18 protein-coding genes are annotated in these 17,943 nt (G+C 41.7%); 5 read left to right on the plus strand and 13 right to left on the minus strand.

Annotated elements, in window-relative coordinates; all coding sequences use genetic code 11:
• The first annotated feature begins 674 nt into the window (after nt 1-674).
• Nucleotides 675-1,151, plus strand: coding sequence for an NAD(P)H-quinone oxidoreductase subunit N (locus ACM0OX_RS24680; RefSeq protein WP_414517558.1), 477 nt, complete (start codon nt 675-677; stop codon nt 1,149-1,151).
• 76 nt (nt 1,152-1,227) lie between these two features.
• On the opposite strand, the gene ACM0OX_RS24685 is transcribed toward ACM0OX_RS24680, so the two are convergent.
• The 3 genes from ACM0OX_RS24685 to ACM0OX_RS24695 all read right to left on the minus strand — a co-directional run bounded on the left by ACM0OX_RS24685 (nt 1,228) and on the right by ACM0OX_RS24695 (nt 6,820).
• Nucleotides 1,228-1,740: an N-acetyltransferase family protein gene (locus tag ACM0OX_RS24685; protein ID WP_414517559.1), complete on the minus strand. Its 513-nt coding sequence runs from the start codon at nt 1,738-1,740 to the stop codon at nt 1,228-1,230.
• A gap of 312 nt (nt 1,741-2,052) precedes the next feature.
• The gene (locus tag ACM0OX_RS24690) at nt 2,053-5,298 is read right to left on the minus strand and encodes an efflux RND transporter permease subunit (protein ID WP_414517560.1); all 3,246 of its coding nucleotides are present in this window, start codon (nt 5,296-5,298) and stop codon (nt 2,053-2,055) included.
• 61 nt (nt 5,299-5,359) lie between these two features.
• Nucleotides 5,360-6,820, minus strand: a complete 1,461-nt coding sequence (locus ACM0OX_RS24695) for an efflux RND transporter periplasmic adaptor subunit (protein ID WP_414517561.1) — start codon at nt 6,818-6,820, stop codon at nt 5,360-5,362.
• Between the two features lie 556 nt (nt 6,821-7,376).
• Between ACM0OX_RS24695 and ACM0OX_RS24700 the strand changes: the two genes are divergently transcribed.
• Nucleotides 7,377-7,916, plus strand: a complete 540-nt coding sequence (locus tag ACM0OX_RS24700) for a phycobiliprotein lyase (protein ID WP_414517562.1) — start codon at nt 7,377-7,379, stop codon at nt 7,914-7,916.
• A 263-nt stretch (nt 7,917-8,179) separates the two neighbouring features.
• Nucleotides 8,180-8,494 carry an RNA recognition motif domain-containing protein gene (locus ACM0OX_RS24705; RefSeq protein WP_194041514.1) on the plus strand — a complete coding sequence of 105 codons (315 nt, stop codon included), beginning with the start codon at nt 8,180-8,182 and terminating at the stop codon, nt 8,492-8,494.
• A gap of 84 nt (nt 8,495-8,578) precedes the next feature.
• Here ACM0OX_RS24705 and ACM0OX_RS24710 read toward each other — a convergent pair whose 3' ends face one another.
• The 4 genes from ACM0OX_RS24710 to ACM0OX_RS24725 form a co-directional block, all read right to left on the minus strand.
• Nucleotides 8,579-8,965 carry a DUF4440 domain-containing protein gene (locus ACM0OX_RS24710; RefSeq protein ID WP_414517563.1) on the minus strand — a complete coding sequence of 129 codons (387 nt, stop codon included), beginning with the start codon at nt 8,963-8,965 and terminating at the stop codon, nt 8,579-8,581.
• Nucleotides 8,966-9,183: 218 nt separating this feature from the next.
• Nucleotides 9,184-9,360 carry a hypothetical protein gene (locus ACM0OX_RS24715; protein WP_414517564.1) on the minus strand — a complete coding sequence of 59 codons (177 nt, stop codon included), beginning with the start codon at nt 9,358-9,360 and terminating at the stop codon, nt 9,184-9,186.
• A 339-nt stretch (nt 9,361-9,699) separates the two neighbouring features.
• Nucleotides 9,700-10,458, minus strand: coding sequence for a YebC/PmpR family DNA-binding transcriptional regulator (locus ACM0OX_RS24720; RefSeq protein ID WP_414517565.1), 759 nt, complete (start codon nt 10,456-10,458; stop codon nt 9,700-9,702).
• A gap of 176 nt (nt 10,459-10,634) precedes the next feature.
• Nucleotides 10,635-12,203 carry a metallophosphoesterase gene (locus ACM0OX_RS24725; RefSeq protein ID WP_334835620.1) on the minus strand — a complete coding sequence of 523 codons (1,569 nt, stop codon included), beginning with the start codon at nt 12,201-12,203 and terminating at the stop codon, nt 10,635-10,637.
• Nucleotides 12,204-12,291: 88 nt separating this feature from the next.
• Between ACM0OX_RS24725 and ACM0OX_RS24730 the strand changes: the two genes are divergently transcribed.
• The gene (locus ACM0OX_RS24730) at nt 12,292-12,456 is read left to right on the plus strand and encodes a hypothetical protein (protein WP_334835622.1); all 165 of its coding nucleotides are present in this window, start codon (nt 12,292-12,294) and stop codon (nt 12,454-12,456) included.
• A 68-nt stretch (nt 12,457-12,524) separates the two neighbouring features.
• Here the strand turns inward: ACM0OX_RS24730 and ACM0OX_RS24735 are convergent, their stop codons facing one another.
• The 5 genes from ACM0OX_RS24735 to ACM0OX_RS24755 form a co-directional block, all read right to left on the minus strand.
• A complete protein-coding gene (locus tag ACM0OX_RS24735; protein WP_094349077.1) occupies nt 12,525-12,950 on the minus strand; it encodes a type II toxin-antitoxin system VapC family toxin in 426 nt (141 codons plus the stop codon).
• 7 nt (nt 12,951-12,957) lie between these two features.
• The gene (locus ACM0OX_RS24740; RefSeq protein WP_334835626.1) at nt 12,958-13,173 is read right to left on the minus strand and encodes a hypothetical protein; all 216 of its coding nucleotides are present in this window, start codon (nt 13,171-13,173) and stop codon (nt 12,958-12,960) included.
• A gap of 126 nt (nt 13,174-13,299) precedes the next feature.
• Entirely contained in the window at nt 13,300-14,532 is a 1,233-nt protein-coding gene (locus ACM0OX_RS24745) for a damage-control phosphatase ARMT1 family protein (protein ID WP_414517566.1), read from the minus strand.
• A gap of 186 nt (nt 14,533-14,718) precedes the next feature.
• Nucleotides 14,719-15,120 carry a hypothetical protein gene (locus ACM0OX_RS24750; protein WP_414517567.1) on the minus strand — a complete coding sequence of 134 codons (402 nt, stop codon included), beginning with the start codon at nt 15,118-15,120 and terminating at the stop codon, nt 14,719-14,721.
• Nucleotides 15,121-15,374: 254 nt separating this feature from the next.
• The gene (locus tag ACM0OX_RS24755) at nt 15,375-15,599 is read right to left on the minus strand and encodes a hypothetical protein (RefSeq protein ID WP_414517568.1); all 225 of its coding nucleotides are present in this window, start codon (nt 15,597-15,599) and stop codon (nt 15,375-15,377) included.
• Between the two features lie 546 nt (nt 15,600-16,145).
• Here ACM0OX_RS24755 and ACM0OX_RS24760 point away from each other — a divergent pair.
• Entirely contained in the window at nt 16,146-16,430 is a 285-nt protein-coding gene (locus ACM0OX_RS24760) for a DUF427 domain-containing protein (RefSeq protein ID WP_289799246.1), read from the plus strand.
• Between the two features lie 133 nt (nt 16,431-16,563).
• Here ACM0OX_RS24760 and ACM0OX_RS24765 read toward each other — a convergent pair whose 3' ends face one another.
• A complete protein-coding gene (locus ACM0OX_RS24765) occupies nt 16,564-17,490 on the minus strand; it encodes a PEP-CTERM sorting domain-containing protein (RefSeq protein WP_414517569.1) in 927 nt (308 codons plus the stop codon).
• Nucleotides 17,491-17,943: the final 453 nt, after the last annotated feature.

The following is a 17,943-nucleotide window of genomic DNA, read 5'->3' on the forward strand; positions in this document are numbered from 1 at the left end:
ATGCTTTCGTCCAAGCAATTGCTCTGGCACTTTCTGGAGGCAGCGCTGTCGGCGGGTTTTCCGATTTTTACACGCCCGAAGGGCGGCTTCCCGGAGATTGGCTACTGCCGTGTTGCAGTTGGACTTAAGCGGTTATTACCGCCCAGTATCCGTTAACTGAGACTGACGTAATGCCATGAAACCAACATTGCTGCTCAGTTTTACTTCCTTAAACACCTTAAACTATTGTTTAAGTTTTTGCCTGCTTTTTTTTGAGGCACAGGAGTAAACGTACCTTGGAGCTTAGGATTAACTTTGGTTATTCTTCCATAAGCTCTAATGTTGACCTGAAAGCTTTCTTAGTTTACCAGTCTACGATCGCTCTGAGTTAGATAATCCAATTTGGATTAAGTCGTCAGTTATTGATGCTAACACTACCTCAGAATGATAGTAAAAAGTCAACCTAATTTGCGTTTTTGGTCACAATCTAATAATATAAATTATTTATTTATGTTTGTCCAGTATTTTATAGAGCTATTTTTAGGGAGTGGGGGAGTGGGGGAGCAGGGGAGCAGGGGAGTAGAGGAGCAGAGGAGAATAATTCATCCCCAATGCCCAATACTCAAAAAAATGCTTTTAATCTATCGGTTCAGGGTAAATAATAGAGATATCTAAGTGGGATAAGACGAAAATCTATGGCACTAATTACCACTGGCAACGGTTTAATCCGCGATCTGGAAAAATTTGGCGCTCTTGGAGTGTATGTACCTCTGGAAGGGGGTTATGAAGGTCGATATCAGCGCCGACTACGGGCAGCTGGCTATACTACCCTTCACATTACTGCTAAAGGACTGGGTGATGTAGCTGCGTATCTCACAAGAATTCATGGAGTCAGACCTCCTCATCTTGGTAAAAAAAGCACTGGTAGCGGTGCCGCAGTGGGTCATGTGTACTATTTACCCCCAATTCTCAATTCTCATCTAGAACAGCTACCACCAAAGTCTAAGGGGCTGGTCTTGTGGATTATTGAAGGGCATATTCTTTCAAATCAAGAACTTGAGTATTTGACGAATTTGCCTCAACTAGAACCACGAGTAAAAGTAGTCATTGAGAGGGGTGGCGATCGCTCTTTCCGTTGGACTTCTCTAGAAAAAACTCTGTTAGCTAGCTAACACTTACAAAAGTGAGGAGTGAGGAGTTAGGAGTTAGGAGTTAAAAATTTAAAACTTCTAACTCCTAACTCCTAATTCATAACTCTTTTAGCATTTCAATAATGCTGAATCGAAAACCACAAGATGCAAATAACCGCCGTGAAGCCTCGTTAGCAATTGCTGTATCTAGACGAATTTGCTTGACACCCATCTGGTGAAAGCGTTCAACACTTAGCATCACCATCTGCCGCGCAATTCCGTTTTGACGATATTCCGGCTCGACCCAGATATCATGAATAAAAGCAAATTCCTGTAACCGATAAATTGGTATTTCTCGCTCAACTGTTGCCACCAGAAACCCTACAATTTGCCCTTCATTTTCGGATACTAGAAATACACTGCGTACGCTGGAAGCGTCGGCGTTCGCGTCGCGTCTCGTAGAGAAGCCATCGCTATTTGCCAAACGCGTCAACCATTGCTCATAACGCTGTTCTGGATGCGGTAGAAAACCATACTTGGCGGAATCCCAAGACTCATGCAAAGCACAAATTTTGGCAACCATTGGTAAAACTGCGGGTACGTCAGTGATTGTGGCGGAGCGGATTAGCATAAGCTTTCAAGCACAAAAAGCACAAACAAGAAAGAATGCCTTGTAGTGAGATATTAGTTTTTATTCATTTACTCAGCCAAGACTATCGTTTTGTTGACCCTGAGCGTCATAAACTTTGGAAAACTTTGTTTTTAGCATTCGGGAATGGGCTGGCTTGGTTAGAACAGGGATGATATTTAAGTGGATATCTGAAATGGTTATAAGGTTTAGAGACTATGGCAACCGATTGTCTATTTATAACCATTCCAGAAACAAACAGTAAGCGCGATCGCTAGCAAAATCGGTATTGCGCTATTGCAGCTTAAATGCTGATTAGTTGATAAGTTTTTTCCTCAATCCACGCAACCTGATTAAAACTGGCTTCGCCCAACTTCCGCCTAGCAAATCGTGCAGCAGAATATAAAAACAAGGGATGATAAACAGCGTTAGCACTGTTGCCAAAGATAAGCCCGAAAACACCACCACGCCTAATGGTTGCAGAAATTCTGAACCTTCTCCAATTCCTAACGCTAGGGGAAACATACCTAAAACGGTGGTAATAGTTGTCATTAACACTGGTCGTAGGCGTTGAGGTGCAGCTTTCAAAATCGCAGTTTTCCGGTCAACTTCTTCCCGTTCGAGAATTTGATTCGCCAATTCCACCATGATAATGGCGTTGTTGACTACAATACCCACTAGCAAAACTGCACCGACAATCACTGTTGCGCCAATGGCAGTTTTGGTAATGTAAAGTCCGAAAATCCCTCCAGCTAATGCCAAGGGAATTGTAAACATAATTACTAGCGGGTCAATGAGGGAATTGTATTGCACCGCCATCACCACAAAGACTAGAAAGGCTGCTAATCCACCTAATAGTTGCAGTGAGCTTTGCAGTTGCTGATTAGATTCAGCTGCCGAACTGGGCAAGATGGTAATTCCTTCAGGTAAATCTATACTATCTAGTACCGTATTTACCTGTTCTAGGGCACGACTGAGGCTTGCTCCCTCAGTCAAATTGCCAGCAATTAATAAAACCTGGCGTTGGTTAATTCGCTGAACTTCTCCAGGAGCTTGAGCTTCAGCAATTTTAGCAACATCGCTCAAACGGACTTGGCGATTGTTCTCGACGAACAAAGGCAATCTCTCTAATTGAGAAGCTGCTTGCAGTGATTTTTCATTCAACTTTACCCGGACATCAACTAAACGGTTGCCGCGTTGCAGCTGAGTTGGTACGCTACCTTCAAGAGCAGTCTGAATTGTCTCTCCAATCTGTGTAGTAGTTAACCCTAAAGCTGAAACCCGCTCCCAGTCAGGAAGAATCCGAATTTCTGGTTGGCGATCGTCTGCATCGGGACGAAATCTCGCTAAGGTGGCTTGTTCTTCTAAAGCTGTCAGTACCTGACGACCAGCTTCTTCTAAATTATTTACGTTATTTCCCTGAATTATTACGTCAACATCAGCACCACGGACAGGAGAATTGCTGAGAATCAAACCCCGCACTTGACCGGGGGCAAGGCGCAGACGAATTCCTGCTAAATTTAGCTTGTTCAACTCTTTGGTAACTCGTTCTACATAAGCTTGCACGTTAGTACCAGTTTTCAGGGTAATATTGCTGGAAGCTCGTAGGGCATTAGCATTGGTAGTGTTGCCAAAGAGGGAACCACCAACTGTAGAGAAAACATATTCTGTTTCTGGCTGCTTGCGGATAATATCATCTACCGCAACCATGACTTTTTGGTTGGTTTCTAAAGGTGTACCGGGAGGAAACTGGGCGTTTAAGTTGGCTTGTCCGGTGTTGATGCGGGGGAGAATTTCTTGGGGAATTTGGGGAGCCATCCACAAACTAGCACCACCGAAAAGGATAATAGCGATCGCTACCGTAGCCACCCGCCAGCGTAATATCCCAGCTAAAAAACTACCGTATCCTCTAGTAGCAGCATCAAAGCGGTTATTAAACTTTTGCAATAGCCAAAATTCGCTCAGACGGCTGGAAAATTTCCATGCCAACATCCGGGAGGCAAGCATCGGTACAACGGTTACGGCAATCAAAATTGAAGCTGCAACCGAATAGGTGATGGTGAGAATTAACTCGTTGAATAGTAGTGCAATAAAGCCACCGATCAGTAAAAATGGCAACACTGCTACCAAGTTTGTACTAGTAGAAGCAATTAAAGCTGATTCTACTTCTTGGCTACTTTTTTCTGCTTGAGAAATTAGTTGCCGCGAGTTCAAGCGGGTTTTATTATTTTTGCCAGGAGTCATTCCAGCACCCTCGGCAATGTTCTCTAACATGACGATGGAATTATCTACCACAATACCTACACCCAGCGCCAGACCACCCAAACTAAAAACGTTGATAGATAAGCCAAAAAGCCCCATCAAGATGATGGCAGCTAAGGTTGCTAAGGGGATGGCTAGGACGATGATGAAAGTTTGACGGAGAGAACCGAGAAATAGGAGAACTGCGATCGCTGCTAGTCCAGTGCCGATCAACCCGGAACTGGTAACATTGGAGATAGAATTGCGGATAAACCGCGACTCATCCAAGGTGGGTGTAAGAACTGTCCCTTGGGGAATTACACCAGATTTACGAAGTTCTTCTAAGCGTTTTTTCACACCCTCAACAACATTGATAGTGTTAGCATCCGGCTGCTTTTGGACGCTGACTTTTACAGCTTCTTCCCCGTTGAGTAGGACGTACACCCGTTGCTGTTCTGAGCCATCAATAACTTCGGCAAAGTCGCGCAAATAGACGCGGCGGTTGGTTCCTGGAGATTGGGGAGTGGTGACTAGGGAAGAAGCAGCAGAAGCGACTTCAAAAGAAAGATTGCTGATTTCATTGGCATTTTGGAACCGCCCCACGGTACGGGTTAAGGGTTCAGAATTCTGCCCTAAAATCCGCCCCCCAGAGATATCTACGTTACGATCTCTGAGTTCATCGAGGACATCGGTTAAACCTACACCCAAAGCTTGCAACCGATCCAAATCAATATTGACCCTAACTTCTTCTTGAACTCCTCCCGATATGTCTACCCCTGCGACTCCAGATACAACACTCAGTTCGCGGGCTAGTTCTTCTTCGGCAAAAACCCGCAAATCAACGCCTTCTAAGGAAGGCGAAGTTAATGCCAATTCGTAAACTGGTAACTGAGAAGGATCGACTTTAAATAAGCGTGGTTCTTCGATGGTATCTGGTAATGTGTTTCTAGCTCTGTTAAAAGCTGCTGTGGCATCGTTTAAAGCTTGGTCAATATTGCCACCTGGTTGAAAGTACAGATCCAAATTTATCTGTCCCTCACGAGTTTGGGAAAAAATCTGTACTACGCCTTCGGTAGCCGCAAAGGCTTCTTCCAGTGGTCTTGTCACTTCATCAACTGCTACCTCTGGAGAAATTCCAGGTGCTTGTATTCGCACACCGATGCGAGGGTAGGTAATTGATGGTAGTAAATCCACTGGTAACTTGGCGACAAAAAAGACGCCTAACACTATTACTGCCAACGTCAGCATGAGTGTGCCGATGTGTTGGCGGATTGATATGGCACTGATACTAAATCCGCCACTTTTGTTTACTTGCTGCATTACTGTCGCGTACTCCAATTAAAAAGGCAAAATGAGGAATTCTAAAAGACATTTTGAATTTTTAATTCCCCTTAGGGGCTGAGTCTGCTGTTTCGGAAAGAATCGATAAACGTACAGCAGCCCCATCTTTTAGGGGTTGACCACTGCGAACAACATAGCGCTCTCCAGCTTGCAAGCCAGATAGAATTTCCACTTTGCCATCAGCCTTTTGTCCTAAGGTGACAGCACGCGTCGCTACTATCGTCTTGCCTCCTGTGTCTTTCACCACAAATAGCGTCCCCGATGGGTTTTCTTGCTCTTTTCCTGCTCCTGCTTGTTTTTGAATCGCTGTTTGCGGCACTACTACCCGCTGTTGAGTCTGGGTTTGAAAATTGACTCGCGCCAGCAATCCGCTGCCAATCTTCCCTTGAGTGTTAGGAATCACTACTTCTACAGGTATCAAGCGAGCTGTGGCATCGGCAGCTGGAGAAATGCGCGTAACTCTACCAATTAATGTTTCGGTGGGGAAGGCATCTAAGCGGACTTTTACAGACTGTCCAACCTGAATTTGTGCCAGTTCTAATTCGGAAACTTGGACGACAACTTTGACACGGTTAAAGTCGCCAATTTTTAAGACTTCACTACCTGCTTGCAGAAGGTTGCCTGGTTCTGTCACCTTTTCTGTGACTATGCCAGCGATGGGAGATACCAGCCGAGCGTAAGACCTGCGCTCTTTGGTTTGGGCAACCAATGCCTGTTGGGCAAGTACTCTACCTTGGGCCGCGGCGACGGCTTGCTGTTCTGTACGAACCTGTTCTTGAGCTGCGCGCAATGCTTGAGCTGCTGTTTTTGCCTGGGTACGTGCTTGCTGGGCAGTTTGTTCAGCGATCGCTCCGGCTTTGAATAGATTTTGTTGCCGTTCTGAGTCTGCTTGAGCTTGTACTACTTCTAACCGTGCCCGTTCAACGTCTGCACGGGCATTGCTTACCTGATTTGTTGCCCTAGCTACTTCTGATTTGAGAGCTGCTAGCTCTGCTTCTGCTTGCTTTAATTCGGTCGAAAGTATGGCATCATCTAACCGCCCGACATTTTGTCCCTGCTTAACTGTATCGCCTACATCAAGGTTTAAAGCCAACAACCGAGCTTCTACTTGCGATCGCACTGACACAATTCGGAAGGGTGTTGTATTACCTGTGTATTCTGGTTGGGTTTGCAGCGTATCAGTTCGAGCGATCGCTGCATCTACAGCCGTTGCACTACTACCACGTTGTCCACTACCAGGACTCTGAGATTGGGCATCAGCTGGTTCTTCCTTGGGTAGCGCTCCACAATTCGCTGTCAGCAGTCCTATGCCCAGCAAACAGGGAATCAATAAGATGGATGGAAAAGGGGAAGACACCTTTGTGTTAACGCTACTTTTTGTATCTGCAACAGCCATATCAGTTTTCATAACTGAATTTAACTGGGTATTAATTACCTGGTTAGCGGCTGCGAAAGGTGAGATTTTCGCCTGCTTGTGCGGCTTATTTCTATCCAAAATCATTTATTTTTCTTGTATTTGGGGAGCTTTTTTGGGTTAAACAGCCGTGCATTACCAAGTAATTTTGAGACATTATGACTAGATGACTAGTGAAAAGCGGCGAGAGTCAATTAGCTATCTTCTTGCAGAACTTTGTATCAAAAATTACTTTTTATTTAAAAAAATTCTCACCACTTTAACTCATTACATTGAGTTAGCAGCTTTTTAGCTTCCAATGCAATTCTTAACCCAGTATAAATATTTTTAAATTTCTTGCAATCTGCCCTTAGTAGAAGACTTGCGTTTACTGAAGATACGGGACTTTCACACCCCTACTTCTAAAAATGGGCAGTATTAAGTAGCTATACTTATGGCTGAAATAACCAAATTTAATATAGCAAAATACTTAGTAATTTTTACGGACGATCAAATATATTAAGAATAGTAAACATAAGTTGCTTTTTTCAACGCTGTAAGATTTTGGTCGAGCGTAGGCGTAGCCCGTCGTAGACATCGCATATACAGCCAAGAAAAGGGCGACATATATTACAGCCGCCAATATTAGTCAGGAAAGTTACAAGTGACATCATTGCTAAAAATTGCACAAACTGCTGACGAAGCCCAGATTTCCGAATTTTTCCAGGAATCAGAGGGTAAGTGGCGATCGCAACGGCGCTACTACACCCTACCCAAGGGAGAAACCAAGGAGATGGAGAGTATAGTTACGATCAATTTTCTCAACCAAGGCTGTGATGAATTGCAAAACCTAGCTCAGATGCACGATTTGCCTGATACAGGTAGTTTGATCTGTGGTGCAGCAGTAACATGGGAAAGTATGGATGTGCTAAAGGACAGGAAAGAGTCGCAAGGTTCAACAATATTTGGAGCTTTAGAAAATATTTTGTACCGCGATCGCGGTTTTGCCATATCCAAACCAGTCACCGCTCAGTATTATTTCTCCAACCCTAAAACAATGTGTTTGCGAACTGAGTACAACGGTTCGGTCTTTGAAGAAGAGTTAAAGTTAATTGGCAGCAAATACCGCACCAGACAAACCATTATCTCCCGTGCTGGTGAGCAGTTGATGATTGGTCAATATTTAGAAAAGAGAGTGGATTAGTCGATCTTATGGGTGCGGTTTACTTAGCCTCACCCGTTTTTAGACAAGCCAGCATCTAGCTATTAACCGCTTATATAACTTTTTATAACAGTTTTTCAAACTTTTACCCAGAAAGTTGGCTGCTATGTCATCATGGGAAGTGAAATGAGAATTAATTCGGCGACAGTGTTTGTTTTTAGTATTGACAGGCTTTTTCCTTTTGGTATTACAGACTTCTCTCCGAAATCTAAATCTCTACAAACTTATGATTTTGGAGACATTTGATGTCAATTTACGTTGGTAACCTCTCCTATGATGTTACACAAGATGCGCTAAGTGCTGTATTTGCAGAATATGGTGCTGTAAAGCGTGTTCAACTACCCACTGACCGTGAAACAGGTCGTTTACGCGGCTTTGCTTTTGTGGAAATGAGTTCAGAAGATGAAGAAGCAAAAGCTATTGAAGCTCTTGATGGTGCTGAATGGCTTGGTCGCGACCTCAAGGTAAATAAAGCCAAGCCTAAAGAAGACAGAAGTGGTGGTTCCTTTGGGAACCGTGGTGGTGGCGGCGGCTACAACCGCAGCAACAACCGCTACTAAGCTTAATTGAATTTAGAAAAGGCTCAGGCAGGAATGCTTGAGCCTTTTTTATGCAAAACTTTGACTCTAAATAATTTTAAGCAATTACTTATCATACTGCACTGATGATTCTCTAACCAAAGTGCCCTGATGAAAGATTATTTTCCATCGATCGTTGTTTAATTTCCAGATGGAACTTCGCAGCGAATGAACAGGTTGTTCGACTATACGATAAGTTACCAAAACAACCCCTGTTGCTAAAACTAACGTTTTGAATTCTGTTATCAATCTTTGAGCCAGGGGTTGGATAGGTTCATTCTGCAAGCTCTCGATAATTTGCTGTTTATTAAAAACACGCCCTGAGCTTCCGAATTCAATGAACTCATCAGCAAGTAAATCCATGATATCTTTAGCTGACTTTCGGAAATCGGGTTGAAGCAAATGCTCCTCCAACTCACGAAAAAGTGATTCTTCTAAATAGTCTGCTTTCATATATGTTTTGAAGACTAAATTGAATGGTAGCAGATAGGATTAGGCGATCGCTTTAACTTTGATTTTTATACGATCGCACCCTTGAGCAAGTTAATTAAAAAAACCCGCTGATTGGTAGGGATTCCAGCGGGTTTAAATAATACAGTTTTTGTTCAGAGAAACCAACACTAAACTTAATTACAGAGCTACTAGAAACTTTTACGACTAATAGTAACTATTTATAAGTGTTTATGAGCTAGTTTTTTAGCATGATGCTTGTGATGTTTAGTATGATGAACTTTAGCAGATTTTACGCTAGGATGATGGATAGTTTTAGCTTGAGCTTGAGATGCAAAAGCGGTTACAGGTGCAGCAAAAATTAGAGCCAAAAGTAAAGCTTTAGCGAACTTATTCACTTGAAAAATCCTCATTAGGTAATCAACAATTTAACTATCCAATAGACGTATGTCATAAGTTTGTAATTGAGATGAACCTTTCATGTCTATTTTTACATTCGTCAAATATAGGATTTACTCGGTTAAGGCAAGAGACGCGATTAATCGCCGTCTCTACAATGGTGATTTATCGCATCTTGGCGATCTAGAATTTTCATCAAAAAATCTTAGCCGAATTGTATTGGGACTTACGTGGAATTCTTAGCTAAAAAATACTTGCTGGCATTTTAATCTTAAATTTAACAATTCGGGCATCATCCAAATAAATGTAATTTGGCTATGAAACTCGGTTAATTTTGATTAGGAAATGCTGAGAGCCATCAATTCTTCTGCTACGTCAAAGTTAGCTGTGACATTTTGCACGTCATCCAAGCCTTCTAGAGTATCAATTAACTTGAAAAGCGATCGCACCCGATCGGGATCGGTAACTTCTACACTATTACTAGGAATCCAGCGCAATTCGGCATCAGTTACCTTAAAACCTTGATTTTTGAGTGTATGACTAAGGTTTTCTAAATTTCCCATATCAGTAAAAACCTCAGCCATCTCATCTTCAGTCATCTCATAAGACTGGGCAGCGCCTTCGAGTGATGCTTCTAAAAGCTGTTCTTCGTCAACTACACCCTGCACAACACAAACACCTTTTTGTTCAAACATCCAGCTAACGCAACCTGTTTCACCAAGATTGCCACCATTTTTACTAAAAGCTACACGCAAGTCAGCAGCAGTGCGATTGCGATTATCTGTGAGGGCTTCGATTAAAATCGCTACACCACCAGGGCCATAACCTTCGTAGCGAATCGCTTCAAAAGTAGCGCTATCGCCGCCAAAAGTGCCTGCACCTTTAGCGATCGCTCGTTCAATATTATCATTGGGAATACTCGCAGCCTTTGCCTTGTCAACTGCTGTGCGAAGTTGAAAATTCAGCGCCGGATCTGGGACGCCGCTTCTAGCCGCAACGATAATTGCCCTGGATAACTGAGTGAAGGTTTTTCCCTTTTTTGCATCTACTAACGCTTTCTGGCGCTTAATATTTGCCCATTTACTATGTCCTGCCATAATTTGAAATTATCATAACTCTATTCAAGATTAGGATATACCTAGCTTTTGTCTCAATGCAAAGGTGCATTTGGTAAAAGTTTGCCAATAGAATCACTCAAAGCAACCCAGCAGCACTGAGATTTGATTTTTAAGTGAGATGGGGAATGGTGTAGTTCAATTACTTCGCATCCCGTTTAGATCGCAAAAGGTTCAAGTTCCGTGTTATGCCACTCTTGTTCAAACCGTTCAGTAATCAATGGTCTGATGATAAACTTGGGCGGGATACCATCCAGAACATCAATCCGCACACATGAATAAGGCAGTCGGTTCTGGAAATTGTAGTTATGACGGCCCACAAATAGCGTTGAATCCGCAACTTTCCGAGTGGGTTTACCTGCAATCTCAGCAAAAGTTTCCATCAATTCAGTCCCTTCTCGCCGTTGATAGCGGGGACGATGACCGCTCCCACCAGAAATAATACAGTTAATATGCGAGTCTGCAAATCCGGTATCAGTTGTGCAAAGATGCTCCAAACAGTGAGCGTGACCGTTTAAAATCAAATCGACTATGGGACGTTCTTTAATTAGAGTACCAAGAGTTTCTGCCACTTGTTCAAATACCCAGCGCAAACGGTGACGAACCGCCAAGGTTTGGGCCTGATTCCACTTGGTAGCTTCTGTGACGTAGGGAGGATGGTGGAAAAATATTACACGTCCGCGCACTTCAGAGGTGTTCCAAGATTCGATTAGTCTGCTTCGCAACCATTCAAGTTGTTCAAAGTCGATCGCAGGCATTTGATGAGATGCTAGTTGTTTTTCAATGTCGATTTTGATTTCGTTTATTTGGTCTAATTTGGCACTAAAGTCATCAAGTAGTTCCGCTTCGGTGGGTTTATCTGGGTTGAGGCGATCGCATATTCCCAAAATCTCCAATTCTTCTCGATCTATTTCCTGGCGACGCTTTTGCAATTCCCGGCGGTAAATTTCCCCCTCTTGAGTTGCAGGTAAAGGTGAGGGTGTATTAAAGGTATTAGAATCCAGTGCAAAAAAGTCAATCCCGCCGTAACGAAAGGTGTAATAGCGATTGGGTAAACGAGTAAACTGTCCAGGTTCGTAACGCAAACAACGCCCTGTGTCGGTCTTTGCAGTGTAGTGCCGATCTAAATGACGTTCTAACTCTTGTGGAGACATCGCCTGGGTATAGTCCATAAATGCTCGTGCATAAGCATTACCTTGATACGATCCATGCCAGCCAATCTCGATATCTTTGTAGCGGAACAGGCGACGCAGTGATGATGTTGTGCCAGTAAATAAACGGTACATCAACGGCACATCGTAGTAATCATGATTACCAAGTACTGGCAAGAACGGCAGATTAAACACCATACGGTCATAAGGAATGCTTTTCGGATTGTCACCACCGACAAGAAATTCCCGGTAAGGCTCAATAAAGTTTGTTGAATAATATTCTTGGGAACCCACCACATAGATTACATCGCCAGTGTGCAACACAAAGCTGCAATCATCGCGGTGAGGCAGCATCAGTTCGGCAACTTTTCGTTGGGGGTGCTGTCGAGAATGAGATTTAGTGCCGGAATCACCGATAACCATAAAGGAAAATTCTGGATTATCTTGCCTGCGATCGTCAATAACTAGACTGGTTTGGTCAATTCCCCGTTGCACAAAACTTGGATGCATCCACCGCACCCGTTCCTTCATCTTTTGAATTTTCACAGGAATCGGTGGATCGGAAATCAATTTCATGGCTGATAACTCTTGAATGCCTAACGCACACACCGATTGTAACGAAATATTTAATTGTCATTAGTCATTAGTCATTTGTGAATAACCAATGCCCAATGTCCGAATAGCACTAAGAAAAGCCGAAAGGCTTATTTCATCTCGTTCCCAGTCTAAAGACTGGGAATGTATTCCCAGAGGCTCTGCCTCTGGTCAAGCCACTGGAGGCGGAGCTTCCGAGAATGGGTTCCCAGCCTGGAGGCTGGGAACCAGTTAGGGCAAAGCTTATAGCTTTTCTTAGTGCCATTCCCCCATGTACCATGTCTAATGCTCAATGCCCAATCCTTAGGGCAAATTTTCTCGCAGTAATGCTCGAAAGCCTGCTTGTTGAAAATGCTCATCGGCGGTCAGTGCTTCAGTGATGCCGCTATATTGCATGACAATAAAAGATATGCAATCGACAAATCCCCATTCTTTCTCTGTTCGTTCGCGATATAGCTCGAAAGCACGTTCGTAGAGTTCTTGGGAAAGGGGAACAATTTCTACTTTGGAGTCTGCTACTAGAGAATTTAATAATATGATTGCCGCCTGACGATAAGGTTGTTGGGATAAGGCATTGCCAATTTCCAACATCACCGCCTGTGTTGTCACCAAACGAGTTTCTGCTGCTTGTAACATTTTAGCCAGATGTAAGGCTCGGTCATGCAAGCGATCGCTCGGTGCAGATAAGGCAATGGCAAATGATGTATCAAGAAAGACTTCAGAATGCATGAAAAGTTTATTTACTGTACAAATATTTATCTATATTGGCAGACCAATCAGGCGGGCCTTCAAGGTTGAGCGATCGCGCCGTTTGCAAAAATGATACCGTTTCATATTCGCTTGGCGGTAAAATTTCAATACTGATTCGCACGCGGGTATTAATTGGCAGTGCGATCGGTTCAGCCGGATAGAACACTTGGCCATTAAACACAGCTGTGATTTTTTCTACCATTTTCCTTAGAAAGTTTTTCTAGTCTATCCTAAGCTGGTTGTAATGATACGGGTAGAGTAGACGACCCTATAAGTAGTGAAGATACGTATACTTATTTTACAAATTATCTCGATTTTTCACAATTTCCTAAACCACCAACTGAATCACACCCCACTGTCCATTTGTCAACCAAGAAGAGTCAGATTTTGCTACTTTCTCAATAACTTCTGGTTTCAAACCAACTGCTACTTCTGACTTTAGGGTGCGTAGAGCTACCATTGGCACGGGTAGGTAGCAAACTATATCTGCAATGTTGGTGGTAAAATTCCAATGGCGATCGCCTAATAATCGGCGATAATTGGCATCTCCTTTGACTATAACCAAACTCGCATTGGCTAACTCATTTTTGAGGGAGTTGGGTATTTCCCAAAAGGCTAAAGGCGATGTCCAAAAGTAATCTTCAGATAGTACTAAACGCCCTGATGCAATATTGTCTTGGAGTCTTTGGGTAAAAGATGTAAGTTGTTGATTTCCAGTAGCGGCTAAAAAACTTCTTGTGTAATGTACATCCTTAATCATGGCATCAGATACAAAAGTCGGATGTGGCTTTAAGTGTAGGTAAACCCGATTAGCCAATCCGCTACTTAACAAAAAATCTACTAAAAATAAATCACAAACAAGTTCAAAACCAGCATTATCTACAACAAAATCAATCCGTCTCCCTTGAGAGTTGATTAATAATTCCGTGACTTGGGAGGCATCATTTACTAAAATATGAGCTAGTTGGGTTTGAATATCAAAACGACTGCGATCGCTCTCGGATGCTGACCATAAACTCAAGTCAACTCGATTTCCCCATAAAGCAAAATATAACAATGCTATTAAAGCTTCTTGATTTGATTCTCCCTTCAGTTGGGAATGATTTAACCAATTGTTAGCGCGATCGCACAGTAGAATAATCGAATCTAGGGATGCTTCCAAACTTTGAGACTTTTGTAACTCAAATGGATCGACACCTTGCGATACACCAGGGCGAAAATAATTGGTAATTTCTAGAATCAACCGAAAAAAATAAGTTTCGGCAAAAAACCAAGGAACATCTAGCCAACGCTGACCTTTATATAATTCTAGATATGTATTCCAGGCTGAAAAATCTACAGCAGTCTTATTTAAAAGAGGTTGCACATATCCTGCTGGCAATTCTTTAGCCAGATTTTCTAAGCTGGTATTAATTTCAGATGAGAAATTATTTTCAGCGATAACTTTGCGAGCGATCGCAGGCATTCGTTGAGTAACTGTATACTCAGTAAAAGAACCAACTTCTGACCCCAAAAGAGACGGTGGTATGGGTAATTTGGGGATGTGGGATATATTCGCCACAAACTTTGATTCTCCTCATATTTTCAGTTATTCTAACTCCGTATGCGACTTCCTTTCAAATCTAATCAAATTAAAAGCAGGATAAATCGCCGTCAAGACGAAAGACTGATTATTGTAGAGACGGCGATTTATCGCGTCTAGAGTTATAGGGAGATGCAAAGATGGATTCCAGCACCCCTAAATTGTCTAGAGTGAATCATTAATATCGCCAAATGATTTCATCTGTAACTCGACTGCGTTGACGTAACCTCGATCGTTCAAAACTTCCGATGGTAACTTATTAGCCTTGATAGCAGCCTTAACCACATCTTTCGCAGTCAAGTATCCGGTTTGGTATCTGAATAACAAAGTGCCCCCACTGGGAATACCCTGCTCTCTTAAGTAACCTTGATAAGCGAGAAATGCAACATTGAAGGGTTGCAGATATTTGGCATCTGTAGGATTTTTACCTAAAGTATTAGTGTTGACATCTGTATTTATTTGTCCACCGCCATTGTTAGTATTAACTGTTTGAGCGCCAGCAATTCCAGGTATAAAAGCAATGGAAGTAATAATAAGTGCTGAATTGAGCAAGGTTGTGAATTTCATGATTTTATCCTTGGTAGAGATGAATTAGTGTTTTAAATTAATAGAGTCTTCTTTTTTAGCAATTTCAAGCTCTGATGATTAGGTCATCTTTTTTGTTCATTTATTACTCAGAAAATTGAGTTAAACAATTCTCTAAAACTTTGAATACTAAGCTTTTAAGAGAATTGCTATAGGGAAAAATGGAGTACTTTGGAAAAAACTGTAATTGACAAAATGATATAAGCTACACCTTAGAAGCCCAGAAGTAACTTAGCTCATTCAAAATTACCAAAACCCATCATGTAATAAGCAATAGAAGCAGTATCAAAGGGTTTGAGATAATTTGCATTCGTGGAATAGCTAGCAGAAGTTTCAGAGTTTACGGCTGTGTTTATTGATGGACTATTGTGATTTTTGGCTTGATGAAAGCAAGTGATTTTAGGCATAGAGTTAATCCAAGCAATAATATGTGCAGAAGTTAGCGAATTTGTGAATTTCATAGAGTTATCCTCAATTAGATCAAAATGCAATTGCAATCAGTATTCTCTAGTAATAAAATTTACCTTTTAGTTCATCTGATGGGTTGATTTTTTAATTACCAAAACGGGTTAGTCAAATTCACCCAAATTGGATAAATTGGACATCTGAGAAGGTTTATTCAGAAGTTTGAAGATGCAAATATATGCTAAATGAAATTTTAGCTAACAAGCGTTTTTAGAAAGTGCCTTAACGTAGCTCACTGCAAGCATTGCTTCCATATTTAGATATTTTTTGCTTAAGGCTATCAACCGAAATCCAACTTTGTTTTGGCTAATTAACTTTCCATACCAATATGCTAGAAAATCTTTATGATGTAAGCAAATGCTTTTAATGTTCAAATTGATAAATAAAAGTGATTGTAATTAATATCTAGAGGAAAATCCTGTAATTCATTGCCTCATCATGACTTCTGAACTATTTTGGCAGCGTCACGGTTCCATAAATTCACTACAAATAAGCTGATAGTGTCAAAATATTATATGTATAGTTTATTTACAAAGTCATTTATGCCGAAAGCAATTTGGAATGGAGTTGTTTTAGCCGAGAGTGATAATACTGTAGTTGTCGAGGGAAACCATTATTTCCCTGTTGACACCATTAACAAGCAGTACTTTACTGAAAGCAACACCCACACTACTTGTCCTTGGAAAGGTGTTGCCAGTTACTACAGTATCGAAGTTGAGGGGCAAACCAATAAAGATGCTGCTTGGTATTATCCCAGTACCAAGGAGAAGGCTAAGAATATTGAAGGTTATGTGGCTTTCTGGAAGGGTGTAAAAGTCGAGGCTTAATAAAGGTTCCTGGAATTATTTTAGTTTCAGGTAATTGATATTATGTCCAACTAATTGCCCATAAACTAATTAGCCCGTCTGTGCGGGCTAATTATTTAAACTATTTCATCTACAAATTTATTTTAATAACTAATTATACCTTCGCATTGCAAAATACTACTTGCTTTCTCTTCACTAGCCAAACCAGACTACCAGCAAGTATAGTACCAGCGATCGCACTTGGTTCGGGTACTGGTTTCGATATAATAGCACCAGGGTTCAATATCAAAGTACCAGAGTTGATAGTTATGTTGCCTGCTGAACCTGAATTATGGCTACCACTGTTAGTTTGCCCAGAATTGCCGCTGGTGCTAATGGGTATCGTTACCTGACTACCACTTACTACGACAACACTATCGGCTGTAACAGTTAAACTACCTGCTGATCCTGAATTATTGCTACTAGCGTTAATTTGCAGGTTGCCAGTAGAGATAGTTAAATTGCCACTATATCTGGTTAAATTGCCGCCAATGGTGGTACTACTGAGAACTGTTACATTACTATCATTGCTTCCCGTTAGTCCACCATTGATCGCCAAATTCTCACTGTTGATAGTGCTATTGATAAGTGTTAAGTTACCATCTATATTCACATCGTCGCCGCTGATGGTGCTATCGGTAAACGTTAGATTACTAGAATTGTAAGCGTTGATATTACCAGCGATCGCAAGCCCAGAAAATGTAACATTCGCGGCGTTAATGTCTAACACGGGGAAGTGATTATTACTACTGATGGTAAGTAAGTTAGCACCTGGGCCATTAATAGTGAGATTTTTTGCGATGGCAAGTGCCCCACTTGTCAGTGTAATTGTACTAGGATTACTGCCCAATAAGAACTCTACCACATCATTGTTACTTGCAATGTTGATCGTATTTCGCAACGAGCCAACGCCATTGTCATTGAGATTGTTCACCGTCAAGATAGCAGCTTGTGCTGATTCCACTTGCATTATCACCCAACCCAGAGCAATGGCTGTAGAAATAGCTTGAGCAATAGCCTTTTTTTTATTGCTTTTTGTCACCTAAAACTCCTTGTATTAATTTGTCAAAATTCAAAAATGGTTCAAGGCAGGGAGAGGTTTGTTGAACTCATGAACCTACACTTACTGAAGCATGGCAATTGCTTAGTCTACGGTTTACTGCCACTGATATAACTTTATAATTAAAGCTAACAAGCAAAAGGCATGAGCTAAAAAAACCAAGCGGAGCCATTTGTTATGGTAACTTCTATACTAATCAGGTTTGCTTAACCATTTGCTAGAAATAAACAAACTGTTGTTACTAAGGTGCAAGCATTTATAACAAATGAGTACCCAAATACGATATCGGAGTACCCAAATACGATATCGGAGTACCCAAATACGATATTGAAGTACCCAAATACGATATCGGAGTACCCAAATACGATATTGGAGTACCCAAATACGATATTGGAGTACCCAAATACGATATTGGAGTACCCAAATACGATATTG

Origin of the sequence: Nostoc sp. PCC 9305 (genome assembly GCF_963920915.1) — a bacterium.
Taxonomy (GTDB): Bacteria; Cyanobacteriota; Cyanobacteriia; order Cyanobacteriales; family Nostocaceae; genus Nostoc.